The following is a 20,401-nucleotide window of genomic DNA, read 5'->3' as shown; positions in this document are numbered from 1 at the left end:
AAATAAAAAAAATTACTTTATTTGATTTTATTTCTATCACTTTTTTACTTATAAAATATTATGAAGGAGAAAGTATGATATTAAATCAAAAATACTTTATTGAAAATGGTGAATTTTTTAATAAAAGAGTTATAGTTAGAGTTGATTATAATGTTCCAACAGATAAAGATAATAAAGTTACAGATGAAACCAGAATTTTGAAATCATTAAAAACAATTGAATTTCTTCTTAAAAACAATGCTAAAGTTATATTAATTTCACATAAAGGAAGACCTAAAGAAAAAAGTAAAAAAGATTCACTTGAACCTATTAAAGATGTACTTGAAAGATTATTGAAAGAAAATAATATAAATTATAATAAAGTTATTTTTATTGATGATTGTATTGGTGATCATGTTAAAGAACAGATAAATAAGATGAACAATAAAGATATAGCTATTCTTGAGAATTTAAGATTTTATAAAGAAGAAGAAGAAAATGATGAAGAATTTGCTAAAAAGTTAGCATCACTTGCTGATGTTTATGTTTCAGATGCTTTCGGTGCTATCCATCGAGCTCATGCTTCAATAACAGGTATAGCTAAATTTATTCCTTTTTATTATGGTTATTTAATCAAGGAAGAAGTTGATAGCTTAAATTATGTTCTTCATGCAAAAGAGACCCCTCTAGTTGCTCTAATTGGAGGTTCGAAAGTATCATCTAAAATAGATGTCTTAAAAAGTTTAATAAATAAAGTAAATGTTTTAATTATTGGTGGGGCTATGGCTTATACTTTCTTAAAAGCTAAAGGTTTAGAAGTAGGAAAATCTCTTGTTGAAAATGATAAACTTGTGTTTGTAAATGAACTATTTTCTGTAGCTAATCAAAAAAATGTAGAAATTATTTTACCATGTGATCATATAGTAGTTGATGATGTTGAAAACTTTAAGAAAATTGTGAAAACTCCAGGTGTTGAAATTCCATCTAACTTTATTGGAGTTGATATTGGTCCAAAAACAATTAAAGAGTTTTTGAAATATTTGAAAAAAGGTAAAGTCATTTTTTGGAATGGACCTGTAGGTATTTTTGAGAGAAAAGAATTTGCTAAGGGAACTATGGAAATAGCAAAAGGCATAGCGAAAATAAAAGCATTTAAAGTGGTAGGAGGTGGGGATTCTGTTGCTGCTGTAAATCAAGCTAAAGTTGAAAAAGGGTTTTCTCACATATCAACAGGTGGAGGAGCTTCTCTTGAATATATTGAAGGTAAAAAATTACCTGGGATTGAAATTTTTGAGTAAAATTATACATTGTAAAATAATATAATAGATTATTATTTTAGAAATCATAAAAGGATGAATAATGAAATTAATTGCTGGTAACTGGAAGATGAATTTAAATAAAGAGGAATCTATTGAACTTGCAGAAAAAATATTAAATGAATTCAAACAGTATAAAAATGAGATTTTACTTTGTCCACCATTTATTAATATACCAGTGGTATCAAATATTATTAAAAATTCTCAGATAAAATTAGGTGCTCAAAATATGTATTATGAAGATAGAGGAGCATTTACTGGTGAGATATCGCCTAAAATGCTTAAAGATTATGGTGTTACTTATGTTATTATAGGACATTCTGAAAGAAGACATATTTTTAATGAAAAAGATGATCTTATAAATAAGAAAGTAAAGAAAGCTTTGTTTGAAGGTTTAATTCCTATTTTATGTGTTGGAGAATTGATAGAAGAAAGAGAAAAAAATATTCATTTTGAAGTTGTTAAGAATCAAGTATTACAAGCTTTAGAAGAAGTTGAAATATCTGACCCATCAAAGCTTGTAATTGCTTATGAACCAGTTTGGGCTATTGGCACTGGTAAAAATGCTGAACCCAAAGATGCATATCAGATGCATAAATTTATAAGAGAAATTATTAAAGATAAATATAGTGAAGATTTTGCAAATGAAATAAGAATATTGTATGGAGGATCTGTTAAGCCTGATAACATAGACTCTTTTATGATTGTTTCACAAATAGATGGTGTATTAGTAGGGGGTGCATCAATTATTTATGAACAGTTTGCTAGAATCTTAAGATTTAAAGGTTCAGGCTGTTAAAAAATATTTAATTATGAATTTTTTATTAAGTTTATTATTGAATTTTAAATTAAATATATAAAAATTATAAAAGATGGAGGATATATTAATGGTAACACTTTTATTGATTCTATTTTTTGTATTTGCAATACTTCTGATTCTTTCAGTTCTTGTTCAATCTCAAAGAGAAGGACACTTAGATATGTTTGGAGGTGGTGGTAATCCTTTTGGAGTACAATCATCTTCTATATTTAATAGAATAACTACAATAATTGGTATAATATTTTTTATTGTTGTTTTTTTACTATCATTTTCATATAATAGAATGGGCAAATTACAAAGGGAAAAACTTAAAAAGATTGAAGCTCAAGAAAAAGCACAGGAAAATAACTCAATTATAAAAGCAAACCCAAATATAGAGCAAAAAAAAGAAAATTCAAACGAAGGTAATACTGAGCAAAATAATGAACAAAAAAATCCATAGAAATAAATTTTTTACTAAATAATAGCAAATAATAATATAATAGTTAAGAGATATTTATGGAAAAAAATATTAAAAATGTATCAAGTATTAGTGAAATACAAGACCTTGCTGTTGATACAAATATAATTAAAAAAGAAAAAGCTTTTTTAAAAAAACAAGTTTTAATATTTGAACTTGCAGGAAAGTACTTTGGTATAGATATTATGGATGTAAAAGAGATACTTGATACATTTAGAATAAGAAAATTACCAAACTCAAATATTTATATTGAAGGGCTTTTGAATTTAAGAGGTGAAATTATTCCAATAATAAATTTACAAAAAAGACTTGAAATTGAGAATATTACTATAGAAGATTTAACTAAATCAGTTTCTGAAAAGTTAGTAGATGAAAATAAAAACAATGCAGATACATCTGTTATAAATAGTGAAAAAGAAGATTCTAAAATAAAAAATAGAAAAAATTTGATAAACGAAAATAATCAATATGGCAATATTATTGTTTGTAATATGAAAGAGGGCTTAGGTGGAATAATTGTAGAAAAAATCGTTAAAGTTACATATCTTGATGAAAATCAATATGAGGAAGCCCCAAAATTATTGAGGTTTGTAGGTGATAAGTTTATAAAAGGTTTTGTTAAAATTGATAATCAGGTAATAGTAACTCTCGATATAGATGCATTATTTTTTAGTTAAAATATTTATTTGATATTTTAATATTTTTTAAGTTGTGAATGTGGATAATAATAAATATTACATAAAAAACATTATTGAAATAGATGGTAAAATTCCTTCTATTAACGAATATAGTTTAGTTTTGCCAGGATCCTTTATAATTGGTGATGTTAAAATAAATGACAATGTAATCATTTTATTTAATTGTATTTTGAGAGGAGATTTAGATTCTATTTTTATTGATAGCTTTTCTAATATCCAAGATGGCACTATAGTTCATACGGATAAAGATATTAAAGTTAAAATTGGCAAGTTTGTTACTATTGGTCATAATTGTACAATACATGGGAGTGAGATCGATGATAATGTTATAATTGGGATGGGCTCTATTTTATTAAATAATTGTAAAATTAATAAAAATACTATAATTGCAGCAGGATCTATTGTTCCTCAAAACATTGAACTTGAGGGTGGCTTTATTTATGCTGGTAATCCTGTTAAAAAATTAAAAGAAATAAGTGAAAAGCATTTGAAATATATTGAATATGCTTGGAAAGTTTATAATGATCTTTTACAAAAATATAAAAAGATTTTTATTTAATAAATAATTCTAATAACCAAAAAATTTATAATATAATTAATTTATTAAATATCTAATTTTAATTTTTTTTTATTTTAATAATTTTTAAAGTTTCAAATTTATTTCAAAATAATTTTATAATCCTACTTTTTTAAATAATGTTGGTTTTATGACAAATAATAGAATATTGCTATTTAACCCACCAGTCAATGACTTTTCCCAATATGATTTATTCTCAAAACCATATGGGATGCTTAAATTAGCTAAATTACTTGAAATTTTGAATATAGATTTTGTTTTTATAGATTGTCTTGATAAAAACTTAAAATATTTTAATAATAGAGATTTGTATATAAAAGGGAAAACCAAAGAGGATGGGACTGGAAAGTTTTACAAATATGAAATAGAATTACCCGAAGTACTTAAGGTAACAGGGAAAAAATATTTTAGGTTTGGTTTATCTAATGAAGATATGACAGATTTATTATATAATAATGATGAGTTTGGTTATATTTTCGTTAATATTAATTTTTCTTTTCATTATAATATAATTTATGAAATTGTTCCAATTTTAAGAAAGCACTCTAAAAATTCTAAAATATATATAGGTGGTTTATTTTCAATTTTATATAAAGGTGATATAATATTAAATTATGGGAATTTAGTTAATTTAATTGATGGTATTGCTCCTGAAAATTTAAATTCTTTTTTAATTTTTCTTATTAATAATAAATTAGTTAATGAAAAACAATTAAATAATCTTAATAAATATTTAGAAAATAAAAAATGTTTATTTAGTAATTGCAAAAATTATAATGATATTAACCTTGACAAAGTTATTTTTCCATTATGGGAAGTTTATAAAAAATTAAATTATGGAATTATAAGAACAACTGTTGGTTGTCCATTTAATTGCAAATATTGTGCTTCAAAAATAATAAATAGAGAATTTTATAAAATTGATATAAATTATTTAGAAGATGAAATAAATTTTTTTATCAGAAATAGGATTTATAATATAGCTTTTTATGACGATGCTCTATTATTTGATAAAAAACATATAGTAAGTTTGTTTCATAAAATAGAAAATATAAAAAATACTAATAACTTTAAAAATAATATTGATGATTTGAATAATTATGAAAAACTTTCTTTTTATCTTCCAAATGCTATTCATATAAAATATTTTGACGATGAAATTGCATATTGGTTTAAAAAACTTAATTTTAAAATGATTAGATTTGGTTTTGAATCTATAAATGAAGAGTCAAATTTAAAAAGAGGTTATAAATTTAGTAGAATTGATTTAGATAATCTTATTTTTATTCTTGAAAGAAATAAAATTAATAAAGATTTTATTAAATTTTATTTACTTATAGGATTGCCAGACCAAACTATTGAAGAAGTAAGGGAATCAGTTAATTATTTAACAGAAAGAGGATATAAAACTTATTTTGCTTTTTATTCACCTATTAAAGGAACTTTTTATTATGATTTAATTTTAGAAAATTATAGAAAGGGTAAGATAAAAAATAATATTGAAGATTTTTTGTGGCATAATCCTGCTATTTTTACATTTTATAATACTGATTTTAATGAAGATTTAGTCAGAAAATATAAAAGGATGTCAAGAGAAGGAAAAATTATATAAAAATAAATTAAATTATTAATTTTATTAATTAATAAAAAAATTTATGCTCAATTTTTAGAATTAAAGGAGAATAAGTTGACATTTTCTTTCAGAAATAGGACTCTAATATTTTTAACAATTTTCTTTGTTATTTTTATAATATTGAATTGTAGTAAAATTTACGCATATGATCAATCATATTTATCTTTTATAGAATATTTATTTCCAGATTTTTTATCATTAATAGAAGAATCTGGTGGTTTTACAGTAATAGATTTTCAAGCTATATCAGTTTATGATAATTCTTTTTTGATAACTGATTGGTTTTTGAATAGCAGTAATTTCTCAAACCCAATAATTCCAGGTTCTTCTTTGTTTATTCCTGTAACTTATTTAATAGATTTTATTAATATAAGCCTATCAAATATAATATTAGAATATAACTTTGATAGAAAAAGTTTTATAAATTTTTCATATACAAATGGTTATAATAATTTTAGTTTAATAGTAGGGAAATATTTATATGATTTTATAAATTCTTTAAATGTTAAATCATTTTTATTAGGAATACATCCTTTAGAAAGAGAGATTTCTCCTTTTCATAATAGAAGACATTTGAAATATCAAACATCTTTTAACTTTTTTTTTAATTTAGAAGATTATAATAAAACAAAGCAAATAAATAATAACAACTTTGTTAATTTGTATTTCTTAAAAGGAGAGAGAAGTTTTAATTCATTTTATTATGATTCTAATAATAATATGTCTTATTTGGAAAATTATTTTGTTTTTCAAGTAATGCATAATATTAATTTAATTACAACTTTATTAGACAAAAATTTTTATTGTAAAGATGAAAATTTACCATATTTTATATATGAATTAAGATACATTTCAAATTTTAAAAACCAATGTGGTTTTCAATATGAACAAACTTTAAAATTTTCGTATACTATGTTTGGGATATTCTCTCAAAAAAAATATCAAGATAATATTGAATTAAATAAAAATAATGAATTTGAAGAACAACAAGAAAAAGAAAATTACAGTTATAAAATTTTTAATATTTTGAATAATTTATTTTATAAAAATTTGAATTTAATTAGAGAAAGTAATTTTTCTTACTCTATATATTTTATAAATAGTGATTTTAAACATATAAATCCATCATTTTTCTTTAATATAATCGATCCTGATGGAGAAGGTTTATTCCCCATTTATTTTGAAGGTTTTTTTGATATTTTTGTATTAAATTTTATAAATGTTGATTTAAATAATATATTAAATTTATTTGGGTTAAGTAAAACAAAAGATTTATTTAAACTGAAATTTAATACTAGAAATACATTTTTTATTTTTAATTATTATAATGATTCAATTGAAAACAAAATTTATTATCAGAATGCTGAATATGGTAAAATTAATATAAATTATGAAAAACAATTATTTTATAATTCAATAAATGAAATATTCTTTAGTTCCAATTTAAGTTTATTGAGTAACTATATATTATCAATTAATGCAGGGTTAGGGATAAATTTATATTTGAATAATAATTTATTAAATAATTTATTTTTAGTTTCACCTTTTTTTGAAATAAAACTAGCTAATATTAAAAAAGATAAAAAGGTTTCTCCTTATTTTTATATTTATAAACAAAATGTATACTTAAATTTTGAATATTTAAAATATTTAAATCCTAATTTTTTTGATGTTTATGTATATTATAAAAATAACAATAATGATTTTATATTAATAAATACATTGGGAGGTAAATTCACAAAGGTAGATAATAAACTTAAATTACCATCTATTTATGGAGCAATTTTTGGAACTGATTTTATCATTAATAATAACTTTACAATAAATTTAGAATTTTCAGGTAAAATAATATTAAACAAGTTTATTTTAGTATTTGATGATGATATTAATAAGTATATGTATTATGAAAATATAAACGAAACAATAGTTTATTTTTATAAAGAAGGTGAAAAATATTATATTTTAAAAAATAGTGATAATAGGTACCTTGATTATTCGATATCTGGGAAAATAGAACTTATATATTTAATAGATCAAAAATTATTTATTAAAACAGCTTTTAAAACCCATCAGGTAGTAGGGGTGACAACTTTTGGGAATGGATTTTCTAACAATGATTTACTTGCTCTTGATTATTCCTTTGCTAATCCTAATACTTATTATTCATATTTTGACAAGACTTCTTATGGAAGAACAGACAATGATAGGGCATATATTTTTAATTTTATTATGGGATTTAGGATATTAGATGAAATTTGGTGTTACATTAATATAAGATACAAAGATGGCCAACCATTTTCTTTTTATAGAATATTTCAAAGTTCATCAGGCCAAATAGCTTATTTGTTTGATACAATTCAAGCAGAAAATATATATGGAATTAAAGGAGGTCCAAGGGAAGATAGTTTATGGAGAATAGATTTAATAATTAATATTAATAATTTTTTAAAGATTGCATTTTATAATATTTTAGATATTGGAAATGAATTTGGAGAAAACCAATTTAATGTTAATAATAGAAGTGCCCTTGAATTAAATTTCCCTCTAACTATATCTTTTGAATTAAGTTTTTATTTTTAAATAATTTTTATTATAAAATAATAATTTTTATAAAAATTATTGACAATTTACTAAATAATATTTAAATGATAGTAGCAATTCAAAACTTTTAAGAAGGAGATTTCTATGAAAAAATTTTTAGTAGTTTTACTTGTTATTTTTCTTGTTTTGTTTTCTTTTTCCTGTGGCAAAAAAGCTGCAAAAGCTAAATTTCACATTGGTATTGTAACAGGTACTGTATCTCAAAGTGAAGATGATCTTAGAGGTGCGGAAGCATTGATAGCTCTTTATGGTGATGCTGATAAAGGAGGAATGATCAAACATATTACTTACCCAGATAATTTTACTTCAGAAATGGAAACAACTATATCTCAAATAGTAGCTTTAGCAGATGATCCATTGATGAAAGCAATTATTGTAAATCAAGCTGTTCCAGGAACTACTGAAGCTTTTAGAAGAATTAGAGAAAAATATCCGAATAGAAAAATACTTTTGTTTGCTGGTGAACCACATGAAGATCCAAATGTTATTGAAAGTGTTGCTGATTTAGCAGTTAATGCTGATAATGTAGCAAGAGGCTATTTAATTATTTTAGCAGCAAAAAAAATGGGAGCAGACACTTTTGTTCATATTTCATTCCCAAGACATATGAGTTATGAACTTCTTTCAAGAAGAAGAAATATAATGCAAGAAGCTTGTAAAGATTTGGGATTAAAATTTGCTTTTGAAACAGCTCCAGATCCAACAACAGATGTAGGTGTTGCAGGAGCTCAACAATATATTTTAGAAAAAGTACCACAATGGTTACAGAAATATGGGAAAAAAGCTGCTTTCTTCTGTACAAATGATGCTCATACTGAACCATTGTTAAAGAGAATTGCTGAACTTGGGGGTTTCTTTGTTGAAGCAGATTTACCATCACCTTTAATGGGGTATCCTGGTGCTTTAGGAATAGATCTTTCTAAAGAAGCAGGAAATTGGCCAGCAATTCTAAAAAAAGTTGAAGATGCTGTAATTGCAGCAGGTGGAGCTAAAAGAATGGGTACATGGGCTTACTCTTATGGTTATACAACAACAGCAGGTTTAGGTGAATTTGCAAAAAGAATAATTGAAGGTGTTGCAAAACTTGAAAACTTTAAAGATTTAATGGATGCATATATGAAGTTTACTCCTGGTGCTGAATGGAATGGTTCATATTATATAGACATGGCTACTGGAGAACAGAAGAAGAACCATGTTTTATTATATCAAGACACTTATGTATTTGGTTTAGGTTATCTTGGTATGACAAAAGAAGTAGTTCCTGAAAAATATTTTAAAATTAAATAATTTTATTAAATTGGTTTTTATAAGGCATAAGAGCTAAAAGCTCTTATGCCTTTTTATTTATTTTTTTAAAGAATTTTTAAAATAAAGTTTTTAATTATTAACAATTATAAGACAATTGTAAGGTTTAATGTAGTAAAATAATATTTTTGATTAAAAATTTTATTAAAATTAGTAATTTTTTTTATTATGAATTTAATTAATTTATTATAGTGGCGTTAATTTTTAGTTAAAATTAATTATTTTAATTTTATTCGTTAGCAAATTATAATTAAATATAAAAAGAGGTATTTTTAATGGGAAAAATTCTTGAAATGAAAAATATAACAAAAGATTTTTTTGGAAATGTAGTTTTAAACAATGTAAATTTATATCTTGAAAAAGGCGAAGTTCTCGGCCTTGTAGGTGAAAATGGGGCAGGTAAAAGTACGCTAATGAAAATTCTTTTTGGAATGCCAATAATTAATCAAACTGGTGGATATAGGGGAGAAATACTTATTGAAGATAAAAAATGTGAGTTTAATTCACCTTTTGAAGCTATAAATGCAGGAATAGGAATGGTTCATCAAGAGTTTTCATTATTACCTGGCTTTACTGCAAAAGAAAATATTTGTTTAAATAAGGAACCATTAAAATACAATTTCTTAGTTGAGCTTTTTGGTGAAAGAATGAAAACTATTGATTTTGTTGAACTTAGAAATAGAGCTTCCAAAGCAATTGAAATGCTAGGAATTAATATAGATCCAGATATGCTTGTTTCAGAAATGCCTGTTGGTCATAAACAGTTTACTGAAATTGCAAGAGAATTGGAAAGGGAAACTACGAAAATACTCATATTAGATGAGCCTACTGCTGTATTAACTGAGAAAGAAGCAGAAATATTATTAACTTCATTAAGAAATTTAGCTAAAAAAGGAATTTCAGTAATTTTTATAAGTCATAGATTAAATGAGGTTCTAAGTGTTTCAGATAGAATTGTTGTATTGAGAGATGGTAAAGTTGTAGGTGAGGCAAAAACTAAAAATACTGATATGAAACAGATAGTTCATTGGATGGTAGGTAGGGAGATTAAAGAGGAAGCAAAAAGGAGAACAAATTTAAATACTTATAATGAGAAACCTTTATTAGAAGTTAGAAATTTATGGGTCGATATGCCTGGGGAGAATGTTTATGATGTTTCTTTTGATGTTTATAAGGGAGAAATATTTGGAATAGGAGGATTGGCTGGTCAAGGGAAACTCGGTATACCTAATGGAATAATGGGATTATATCCATCTGGTGGTGAAGTATATTTTGAAGGCAAAAAAATTGATATAAATAATACTAAAAAAGTAATAGAAAACGGTTTTGCTTTTGTATCTGAAGATAGGAGAGGCGTAGGATTACTTCTTGAAGAGCCAATAGATTGGAATATTGGTTTTACTGCAATGCAAATTCAAAATAAATATATTAAAAATTTACTAGGAGGTTTAATAAAGTGGAGAAATGATAGGGAACTTGAAGAGCTAGCTAATTATTATATCAAAAAGTTTGAAATAAAATGTGTAAGTTCAAAACAAAATGTCCAGGAATTATCAGGAGGGAATCAACAAAAAGTGTGTCTTGCAAAGGCTTTTGCTTTAAACCCAAAGGTTCTTTTTGTTTCTGAACCGACAAGAGGAATTGATGTTGGTGCTAAAAAACTGGTTCTTGAAACAATTAAAGAATATAATAGAGAACATGGAACTACTATAGTTATAATTTCATCTGAGCTTGAAGAGCTAAGATCAATTTGTGACAGGATAGCAATTGTTGATGATGGAAGGGTTTCTGGAATATTACCATCCGATTCAAGCTTAGATGATTTTGGTTTATTAATGGTTGGACAAAAAGTTTAGTTTTATTTATTTAGTAGATTTAAGTTTAAATGATATTAATATTTAACAAGGATTGAAAAAATTTTTAATAGTTTAATTATTAAATAAAAGGATAATATATGGATAGTATTAAAAAATTTATAGAAAAAGCAGGATGGCCAAGGATTATTATAGGAATATTTTTAATAATTCTTTTCGCTTGTGCACCACTTGTTAAGCTAAATTTAGCTAGGTCTATTTCAGATACTCTTGTAAGAGTTGGTATGAATGCTACTATGGTACTAGCTTTAGTTCCTATGGTTCAATCAGGTTGTGGTTTAAATTTTGGTTTACCTCTTGGTTATTTAGCTGGTATTTTAGGTGCCTTATTATCTATAGAACTTAATCTAACAGGTATTTTTGGTCTTTTTGCTGCAATTTTTATGGCAATACCCTTTGCTATTTTATTTGGATGGGCATATGGCAATCTTTTAAATAAAGTAAAAGGTGATGAGATGATGATCGCAACTTATGTTGGATTTTCTTCTGTTTCATTTTTCTGTATTTTGTGGTTATTATTGCCTTTTAAAAGCCCAGTAATGGTTTGGGGATATGCAGGGAAGGGACTTAGAACAACTATATCTGTTCAAAAATTCTGGCAATCAGCTTTATCTGATATTTTAGCTTTTAGAATTGGTGAAAATTTTTATTTCCCTACAGGAATGTTTTTGTTTTTTGCTTTAATGTGCTTTTTAATTTGGGCTTTTTTTCACACAAAAACAGGTACTGCTATGACTGCAGTTGGCTCAAATCCTGACTATGCAAGAGCATCTGGTGTTAATATAGATAAAATTAGAACTCTTTCAGTTATAATGTCTACAGTTTTAGGTGCTATAGGTATAATAATTTATGAACAAAGTTATGGTTTCATTCAAATTTACAATGGGCCTTTTTATCTGGGTTTTCCAGCAGTTGCTGCTATCTTACTTGGAGGAGCTTCTGTTCATAAAGCAACCATAGCAAATGTGTTAATCGGAGCTTTTCTCTTTCAAGGAATCTTAACAATGGCTCCATCAGTAATAAATAGTGCATTAAAAACTGACATGTCAGAAATATTTAGAATAATTATATCTATGGGAATGATCCTTTATGCTTTAACAAGAAAAACAAAAGTAAGAGGATAAGAGGAAAATATGAATAAAAATATCAATAGTATAAATAAAAGTAATATTTTAAGTAGATTTTATGAAAATCTTAAAAAGATTTTTATTTCATACCCTGTTCCTATAATGTTCATTATTTTTTTAATAATAACTATTCCTGCTTCTGGTTTTTCATGGAAGTATTTAGTAAATGAGCTTTTAAATAGACTTGCAAGAAACTCTTTTTTAGTTCTTTCGCTTCTTTTACCTATTATGGCTGGGATGGGTATTAATTTTGCTATGGTTTTAGGTGCAATGGCAGGACAAATTTCATTGATACTTATCACAGATTGGAGTATTGTTGGATTACCAGGATTTTTTTTAGCTATTTTAATTGCTATTCCATTTTCAGTTATTCTTGGGTTTTTATGTGGTTATATACTTAATAGATCAAAAGGTAGAGAGATGGTTACTTCTATGATTCTTGGATTTTTTATGAATGGTTTTTATCAATTTGTAGTCTTATATTTAATGGGGCCTGTTATTCCTATACGAAATAAATTGATTCTTTTATCAAGAGGATTTGGTATTAGAAATGCTGTTAATTTACAAGGGATAAGACAATGTTTAGATGATCTTATACCAATTAATATACTTCAAACTGATTTTGATCCAGGCATTAAGTTACAAATAGGAACTTATATAGTAATTTTCTTGTTTTGTCTTTTTATTATTTGGTTTACTAAAACTAAACTTGGTCAAGACATGAGGGCTGTAGGTCAAGATAGACTTATCGCGGAATCTTCAGGTATTAATGCAGATAGAACTAGATTAATAGCTATTGTTATATCTACTGTTCTTGCATCAATTGGTCAAATAATATTTTTACAAAACATAGGGACTCTTTCTACTTATAATAGCCATGATCAAACAGGACAATTTGCTGCTGCTTCTCTTTTAGTAGGAGGTGCTACAGTTAGTAATGCTTCTATTGGTAATGTTTTTCTTGGAGTTATTTTGTTTCATTTAATGTTCATAGTTTCTCCTATGGCAGGTAAGAATTTAATAGGAAATGCTCAAGTTGGTGAATATTTCAGAGTTTTTGTTTCTTATGGAATTATAGCTATTGCTTTAGTATTATATTCTTGGAAGAGATTTAAAGAAAAACAGAAAGAGAGAGAGGCTATAAGGTTTAATGAACTTAATAAGAATAAAGTAAAATAAATAGAAATATGTACTAGAAAGAATAATTAAAGGGAAGAAATATGAGATTAAATATATTGAAAATATTTAATTTTAGAAACTTTATTAGATTTATATTCATAATTTTATATATTTTAGTTTGTGTTGCACTTTATAATATTGGGAAAGGACATACTATAAATATTGTAAATCAAAAATTTATTGCAAAAGATGGGACAGAAATTCCTGCAAAGTATACATGCAAAATAATTTCTGCTGTAGAACCTAGTCCTCTCTTGATGGTTATGGATAAAATTTGGTTTAAAATTTTTAAAAAGAAAATTTACAAAGAAAATGTTTTAACTTATTTTGTGGGAGTTCCTGGACAAATTGTTGTACCATGGCATAAAAAAAATGTTATTTTTGAATTTTATGATGGTAAAAATTTAGTAAAAAGAATTGAAAAAAATATAGAATTTGAAAAAGATATACCTCAATATTTATGGAATTTAGCAGCACTTTATGAGGATCATCCAGAATGGTCTTCAATTTATATAATTGAAGCTCCAGTAGAAGAAGTTGAGACTACTCCTCAATCTGAATAATATTTGTTACAATTTGAATTAGTTAAAAAAAATTCTAATAATTTTGAACAATTTTCAAAAAGAGGTATTTATGTTAGGAGTTGCATATTATCCTGAACATTGGGGAGAAAATAGAGTTGAGAATGACTTAAATACTTTTATTAATAATGGAATAGAGATAATAAGAATTGGTGAGTTTGCTTGGGATATATTTGAGCCAGAAGAAGGAATTTTTAATTTTGATCTATTTGATAAAGTTTTTAATATCTCTGAAAATCTAGGTTTGAAAATTATTTTTGGCACTCCTTCTGCAACACCTCCAGCATGGCTTATAAGAAAATATCCAGAAATTTTACAAAGAAATAGAGATGGATCTATTAGAAATTTTGGTTCTAGAAGACACTATTGTTTTTCAAGTGATATTTATAAAGAATACATATCAAAATTGTTGGAAAAGATTATAAAGAGATATAAAGATTCAAAATCTTTATATGCTTGGCAAATAGATAATGAGTTTGGTTGTGAAGGGACAACATATTGTTATTGTGAAAAATGTGATGAAAAATTTCGAAAATATTTAAAAAATAAATATATAACTATAGAGAATCTTAATAAAGCATGGGGAACTGTTTTTTGGTCACAAATGTATAATAGTTTTGATCAAATAGAAACACCTAAACAGACAAATGCTTTACCAAATCCTCATCAATATCTTGATTTTTATAGATTTACTACAAAAAATATAATTGAATTTTCCAATTTTCAAGAGGAGTTAATAAGAAAATATTCAAACAAAGCAATAACTCATAACTTTATGGTAAATTTTACAGAAATTGATTATTTTGAATTGGCAAAGCAATATGATTTTGTATCATATGACAGTTATATACCATCTGATATTTTTAATCCAGCTTTAATTTCTATGAATTATTCATTAATGTATTCTTTAAAAAGGAAACCTTTTACAATAATGGAATTGCAACCAGGAAGGGTTAATTGGCAAAAAAGAAATTGGTATTATCCCTATGAAATATTAAAGTGTTGGATTTATCAAGGATTTTTACACAATGCAGATGATATTCTTATATTTAGAGATAGAGCTTTAAGTTTTGGAGCTGAACAATATCATAATGCTATATTGAATTATAATGGTAAAACAGAGGATTCTCCAAGGTTAAAAATTTTACATGATTTTTATATAAATAAAGAAGAAAAAAAAATAAAAGGAAATTTAAATCAATTTAACAAAGATTCTGGAAACAAATATAAGGTTGGAATATATTTTGATTATGAAAATAGTTTTATTCATTCAATTAACAGCGTATCTAAAGATTTTTCTTATATTGAAGGAATTTTTAACTTTTATGAGGTCTTTAAATCTTTAGGATTTATACCTGAATTTATATTTAAAAATGAAGAAAATTTAAATAAATTTGATATTTTAATATTTCCTTATGCAATTTATCTAGACAATGAAATTAAAGAAAAAATAAAATCATTTAAAAATTATCTTATAGTAACTTGTATGACAGATATTAAAGATCAATATAATAGAATAAATTTAAATGAGAGTTTAATTAAAGTTTTTAGAAATATTGAATTTAAAATAATTGATTTTGGAGCAATAAAAGATTTTAATTTTAGTTATAATGGAATGGAAATTACTGGAGATTACTGGATTGAAAGATTGGAATACAAAGGAAAGGATATAATAGTACCATTTATTATTTCAGAAGATAAGAAAACACTTTATCTGTCCTCTTGTTTTAATTCTGTTGAATTAAATAAAATTATTAGGAAATTTATACCAAGTAATATGATTCCTATATATAAATTAAAAAAAATTTTTAAAAATATTTCTGATTTAGATATAGATGAATTCATTTTAAAAATTCTGAATAAAAAAAATCTGGAACTATTTATACTAATAGATAAAATTTATGTTATTAACTATAATAACGAAACAATTAATTTTTTTGATTATATTATTGAACCTTATGAAATTATTGAAATAAAAATATAAAAGGGTTTATATGAATATAAGAGAAGCAGTTGAAAAAAGAAGAGCTTATAGAAATTTAAAGAAAGGGAATATTGATATAAATGAAATAAAAAAAATTGTTGAGTTGGCTCTTCTTGCACCTTCATGTTTTAATAATCAACCATGGAGAGTTGTTGCATGCATATCAAACGAGATTCTTCAAAAATTAAAGAGTGTTTATTCAAAGGGTAATGAATGGTGTTATGAAGCTTCTGCAGTTTTGGCAATCTGGAGTAAAAAAGATTATGATTGTATTATTAAAGATAGGTTTTATTATTCTTTTGATACAGGGATATTTGTAGGATTTTTAATATTATTGTTTACAGAATTAGGATATGTTGCTCATCCTATAGCTGGTTTTTCACCACAAAAAGTAAAAGAATTACTAGGTTTGGAAAATGATTCAGAAGTAATAACTTTGATAATTATTGGGGAAAAAGATGATAATTTAGACAATAATAAATTAAACAAAGATCAAATAGAGAGAGAACTAAATAGACCAGAGAGAAAAAATTTAGAAGAGATCTTGCAGATTAGATAATTGATTTAAAATTAATTTTAAATAAAAATTGATTCAATTTTATGATAATAAATTAAATATATTTTTATATGCTTTTTCTAAAATAAATCTTGATGTAGCAATGTTAATTCTCATAAATCCGGATGCTTCTTTTCCAAATTTAATCCCTTCATCAACCCATATGTTGCATAGATCTTCAAAAAAAATCTTGAGTATTTTATCAAAATCTTCAAATTCAAGTAAATTATTTGGGAATTTTTTATTAATAATTTTAATAATTTTTTCTTTATATGGATTAAAGTCTATTAAAACAAGAAAAGTTCCTTCAAGTAAAGTAATTTTGGCATCTGGAAGATTCTGAGAAAATGTATAGATAGTATAAAGATAATTTTCAAAGATATAATTCTTTACTTGAATTAACCAATCTTTTCCATATCTGTAAGCTGCTTCTGTTGCAATTATACCAAATAGATTTGCTGCTCCAAGTCCATTCTTTAGTAAAACTTGTAAATATTTTTTTTTTAAAATTTCATTTTTTATAATTATGTTAGAATTATATAAACCAGCAATATTAAAAGTTTTACTTGCTGCTGTGCAAGTTATTGTAATATTAGAAATTTCATCAGAGATAGAAGCAAAAGGAACATATTTATGATTTTGCATAGAGAGGTCACAGTGTATTTCATCTGATAATACAATAATGTTTCTTTCAAGACAAATTTCTCCTAACTTTTTAAGTTCTTCGAAAGTCCAAACTCTTCCAACTGGATTTGCAGGATTGCAAAGTATTATCATTTTTGTTTTATCATCAATTTTATTGATTAAGTCATCATAATCTATAAACCATGAATATAAATTTAATTTTAACTCACCTTTTTTTTTATAATTTTGATTTATAAATCTCTTTTTTAGCTCATTTATAATATTTTCTTCTTTATTTTTATCTAACTTTTTATAAATTAAACTGTTATGAATAGGAATTCTATTGTTATTAATGATTGAATCGTTAAATGGGTAGTAAACAGGAGTTTGTATTATAATTTTATCTTGAGGTTCTGTATATGCTTGAATAGCAAAGTTAATTGCTGGTACGATTCCGGGAGTTGAAATAATCCATTCTTTTTGTATTTTAAAATTATAATTTATATTAAACCAGTTTATAATAGTTTCAAAATAAGAATTTGGTCTTATTGTATATCCATAAATTGGATGAGAAGCTCTTTTTTTAACTTCTCTAACAACCTCTTTTGGAATAGGGAAATCCATATCCGCAACCCATAAAGGTATAAGATTTTCTTTTTTATTAAAAAGTTTATTACCTTCCCATTTGATAGAGCAGGTATTTTTTCTATTAATAATTTTGTTAAAGTTATATTTTTTCATATCTATTTACCAAGGCAAAATTTATTAAAAATATTTTCATATAGAGTTTCATTGTAATCTTCACCTGTAAGCTCCAATATATTTCTCAAACCTAAAGATAATTCTTCAGCAATCATATCAAAATATTGATTTTTTTCTAACAAATCTAGTGAATTTGTAATAGAAAGTTTTAAGTTATTTAGGAAAAAAATTTCTCTTTCATTTTGGATATAAGGAGGTTCATTAATTATATTATCAAAATTAAAAATAAAAGATATTAGATAATTAAAAATTTCTATTGTCTTTTCTTTTGAATCTATAGTAGAAGAAGGAATTATTATTTTTTTGGTACCAAAATTTTGCTTAATAAAATCAATATTATAAGTTAAATTTTCATAAAATGAAGTATTATGCATGTATTTGTTGATTAAAAATGAAAATTTTTCAATGGTTAATTTGCTTTGAAAATCTTCAATATTTGCATTTAATTTTATCTCTTTTAAAAAATTATCAACTTTGTCAATAAGATCAAATTTATTTAATATAAAAACAACTTTATCCTTATGATTAATTATTTTTTCAATGTTTTTTTTGTTTAATTTTTCATCTGGTGATAATAAAAATAAAATAAGATCAGCTTCTTCTATAATTTTTTGAATTCTTTCAATTCCAATTATTTCCACAGGATCATAAGATTCTCTAATTCCAGGTGAATCAAATATTTTAATAGCAATATTTTTTATGTTTATATTTCCTTCTAAATAGTCTCTTGTTGTCCCATGTATTTCGGAAACAATAGCTCTATCTTCATTTAAAAGAAGATTAAAAAATGAAGATTTACCAGTATTTGTTGGGCCTGATATAACAATCTTTATCCCTTCATTAATAATTTTAAAAAAAGATGAATTTTTTAATAATTTATCTATTTCATTTAATGATTGGTTTAATAAATTTTTAATATTTGCAATCATTTCAATATTATCGTATAATTCCTCTTCGGGATAATCTAAGGAAGCTTCAAGATAGGATATGGCATCAAAAAGGTAGTTTTTAATTTTAAAAATTTTATTTGAAAACTTTTTTTGTAAATTGTTTAAAGAAGTTTGGTATGAAATTAAAGATTTTGAGTTGATTAAATTATTTATAGCTTGGGCTTGTATTAGATCAATTTTCCCATTTAAAAAAGCTCTTTTAGTAAACTCTCCATTTTTTGCAATAGAAAAACCTGCTAAAATAAAGAGTTTTGTTAAGATGTATTCAATTATTTTTGATCCATGTACAAAGAGTTCTACCATGTTCTCTCCAGTATATGAATAAGGAGCTTTGTAAAATATAAAAATTCCTTCATCGATTAGTTTTATTTTTTTTAGTTCTTCATATTCTTTACTTTCTAAAATTTGGCTATTATAAAATGGATTTATTATTTTAACAAAATAAGCATATCTTGGTCTAATAAGTTTTTGCAATTTTCTGATTCTTTTAATTTTAAAATTTTCTAAATTTGTATTTTCTAATTCTTCCTTAGAATTTTTTTGTAGATCTTTTATTAATTTGTTTTCTATTTTTTTTGAAAAAATAATAAAATTAAGTATTTTAAATAATAGATTTCTTCCACCTGATAATCTGAAAATAGATATAGCTTTTGTACTTTCTGCACCAGAAGAATTAGCAAAAATTATATCATATTCTCTATTTTTGACCACTTTTAAACTATTTAGTTTTTGGTATTATTTTTAACTTTTTATAAAAATTAGTTCCTTCAGATTCTGTATAAACATCTGGATGATTTTGCAAAGTCATATGAATTATTTTTCTTTCATATGGTTCTAAAGGTTTAAATACAAAAACTTTTTTAAATTTTTTTACTTCTTCGGCTTTTTCTAAAGCAATTTTTTCTAAAATAATAGATCTTTTTTTTCTATAGTCCTTACAATCAAGTACTATTCTAGGCTCAACACCAATATAATTTTTTCCAATAGTATTTAAAATTTTTTGTGCTGATAGGAGTACTTCAGCTTGGTTTGTTAAAAATAAATTGTCATTATTTGTTGTTATTTTAATTATTGCATAATTATTTTCAAAAATAGGTTTTTCAACTTTTCCATTTATTTCAAGAAAAGAAAAATATAAATTAAAGAATTCTTGAACAAAATTGTAAATTTTATCTTCAAGATTTTCTAAATTATTCAAATTTTCTATGGCAATTAAGATTTTTTCACCAAAAATTGATTTCTTTTTTTCAATAACTTTATACCTTATGATATTTTTGTTAATTTTTAATTCATTTGAAGCTTTCTCGAGAGCTTCATCAAGATTTTTCCCTTCAAAAATAAGTTGTCCATCCATTTTTATTTGCTCTCCTTTATA

Annotated in this window: 17 protein-coding genes; 14 read left to right on the top strand and 3 right to left on the bottom strand. The window is 24.3% G+C overall.

What is annotated here, in order from left to right:
- Positions 1-74 precede the first annotated feature (74 nt).
- From N3A58_05475 to N3A58_05410, 14 genes are all read left to right on the top strand, one after another.
- Positions 75-1,277 (top strand): phosphoglycerate kinase, encoded by a 1,203-nt coding sequence (locus N3A58_05475; protein MCX8058844.1) that lies wholly within the window; start codon positions 75-77, stop codon positions 1,275-1,277.
- A 61-nt stretch (positions 1,278-1,338) separates the two neighbouring features.
- Positions 1,339-2,094 (top strand): triose-phosphate isomerase, encoded by a 756-nt coding sequence (gene tpiA, locus N3A58_05470; protein MCX8058843.1) that lies wholly within the window; start codon positions 1,339-1,341, stop codon positions 2,092-2,094.
- An 88-nt stretch (positions 2,095-2,182) separates the two neighbouring features.
- Positions 2,183-2,557 carry a preprotein translocase subunit SecG gene (secG, locus tag N3A58_05465; protein MCX8058842.1) on the top strand — a complete coding sequence of 125 codons (375 nt, stop codon included), beginning with the start codon at positions 2,183-2,185 and terminating at the stop codon, positions 2,555-2,557.
- A gap of 56 nt (positions 2,558-2,613) precedes the next feature.
- On the top strand, positions 2,614-3,252 hold the full coding sequence (locus tag N3A58_05460; GenBank protein ID MCX8058841.1) for a chemotaxis protein CheW: 639 nt from the start codon (positions 2,614-2,616) through the stop codon (positions 3,250-3,252).
- Between the two features lie 34 nt (positions 3,253-3,286).
- The gene (locus tag N3A58_05455; protein MCX8058840.1) at positions 3,287-3,832 is read left to right on the top strand and encodes a gamma carbonic anhydrase family protein; all 546 of its coding nucleotides are present in this window, start codon (positions 3,287-3,289) and stop codon (positions 3,830-3,832) included.
- A gap of 148 nt (positions 3,833-3,980) precedes the next feature.
- Positions 3,981-5,462, top strand: coding sequence for a radical SAM protein (locus tag N3A58_05450; protein ID MCX8058839.1), 1,482 nt, complete (start codon positions 3,981-3,983; stop codon positions 5,460-5,462).
- Positions 5,463-5,537: 75 nt separating this feature from the next.
- Positions 5,538-8,063, top strand: coding sequence for a hypothetical protein (locus N3A58_05445; protein MCX8058838.1), 2,526 nt, complete (start codon positions 5,538-5,540; stop codon positions 8,061-8,063).
- A 105-nt stretch (positions 8,064-8,168) separates the two neighbouring features.
- Positions 8,169-9,371: a DUF3798 domain-containing protein gene (locus tag N3A58_05440; GenBank protein ID MCX8058837.1), complete on the top strand. Its 1,203-nt coding sequence runs from the start codon at positions 8,169-8,171 to the stop codon at positions 9,369-9,371.
- A 293-nt stretch (positions 9,372-9,664) separates the two neighbouring features.
- Positions 9,665-11,245, top strand: a complete 1,581-nt coding sequence (locus N3A58_05435) for a sugar ABC transporter ATP-binding protein (GenBank protein ID MCX8058836.1) — start codon at positions 9,665-9,667, stop codon at positions 11,243-11,245.
- A gap of 98 nt (positions 11,246-11,343) precedes the next feature.
- Positions 11,344-12,387 (top strand): ABC transporter permease, encoded by a 1,044-nt coding sequence (locus N3A58_05430; protein ID MCX8058835.1) that lies wholly within the window; start codon positions 11,344-11,346, stop codon positions 12,385-12,387.
- A 105-nt stretch (positions 12,388-12,492) separates the two neighbouring features.
- Positions 12,493-13,569: an ABC transporter permease gene (locus tag N3A58_05425; GenBank protein MCX8058834.1), complete on the top strand. Its 1,077-nt coding sequence runs from the start codon at positions 12,493-12,495 to the stop codon at positions 13,567-13,569.
- Positions 13,570-13,610: 41 nt separating this feature from the next.
- Positions 13,611-14,132, top strand: a complete 522-nt coding sequence (locus tag N3A58_05420) for a hypothetical protein (protein MCX8058833.1) — start codon at positions 13,611-13,613, stop codon at positions 14,130-14,132.
- A gap of 70 nt (positions 14,133-14,202) precedes the next feature.
- Entirely contained in the window at positions 14,203-16,134 is a 1,932-nt protein-coding gene (locus N3A58_05415) for a beta-galactosidase (protein MCX8058832.1), read from the top strand.
- A gap of 10 nt (positions 16,135-16,144) precedes the next feature.
- Positions 16,145-16,693 (top strand): nitroreductase family protein, encoded by a 549-nt coding sequence (locus N3A58_05410; GenBank protein ID MCX8058831.1) that lies wholly within the window; start codon positions 16,145-16,147, stop codon positions 16,691-16,693.
- 39 nt (positions 16,694-16,732) lie between these two features.
- Here the strand turns inward: N3A58_05410 and N3A58_05405 are convergent, their stop codons facing one another.
- From N3A58_05405 to N3A58_05395, 3 genes are read right to left on the bottom strand one after another with little or no spacing between them, the layout of a single operon-like run.
- Entirely contained in the window at positions 16,733-18,055 is a 1,323-nt protein-coding gene (locus N3A58_05405; protein ID MCX8058830.1) for a pyridoxal phosphate-dependent aminotransferase, read from the bottom strand.
- A 2-nt stretch (positions 18,056-18,057) separates the two neighbouring features.
- Positions 18,058-19,737: a tRNA uridine-5-carboxymethylaminomethyl(34) synthesis GTPase MnmE gene (gene mnmE / locus N3A58_05400; protein ID MCX8058829.1), complete on the bottom strand. Its 1,680-nt coding sequence runs from the start codon at positions 19,735-19,737 to the stop codon at positions 18,058-18,060.
- 7 nt (positions 19,738-19,744) lie between these two features.
- Entirely contained in the window at positions 19,745-20,380 is a 636-nt protein-coding gene (locus N3A58_05395; GenBank protein MCX8058828.1) for a Jag N-terminal domain-containing protein, read from the bottom strand.
- Between the last annotated feature and the right edge of the window lie 21 nt (positions 20,381-20,401).

It is taken from the genome of Spirochaetota bacterium (assembly GCA_026415295.1).
GTDB lineage: Bacteria > Spirochaetota > JAAYUW01 > JAAYUW01 > JAOAHJ01 > JAOAHJ01.
Note: the sequence above shows the minus strand (reverse complement) of the source record. Positions and strands in the feature narration are given on the sequence as shown.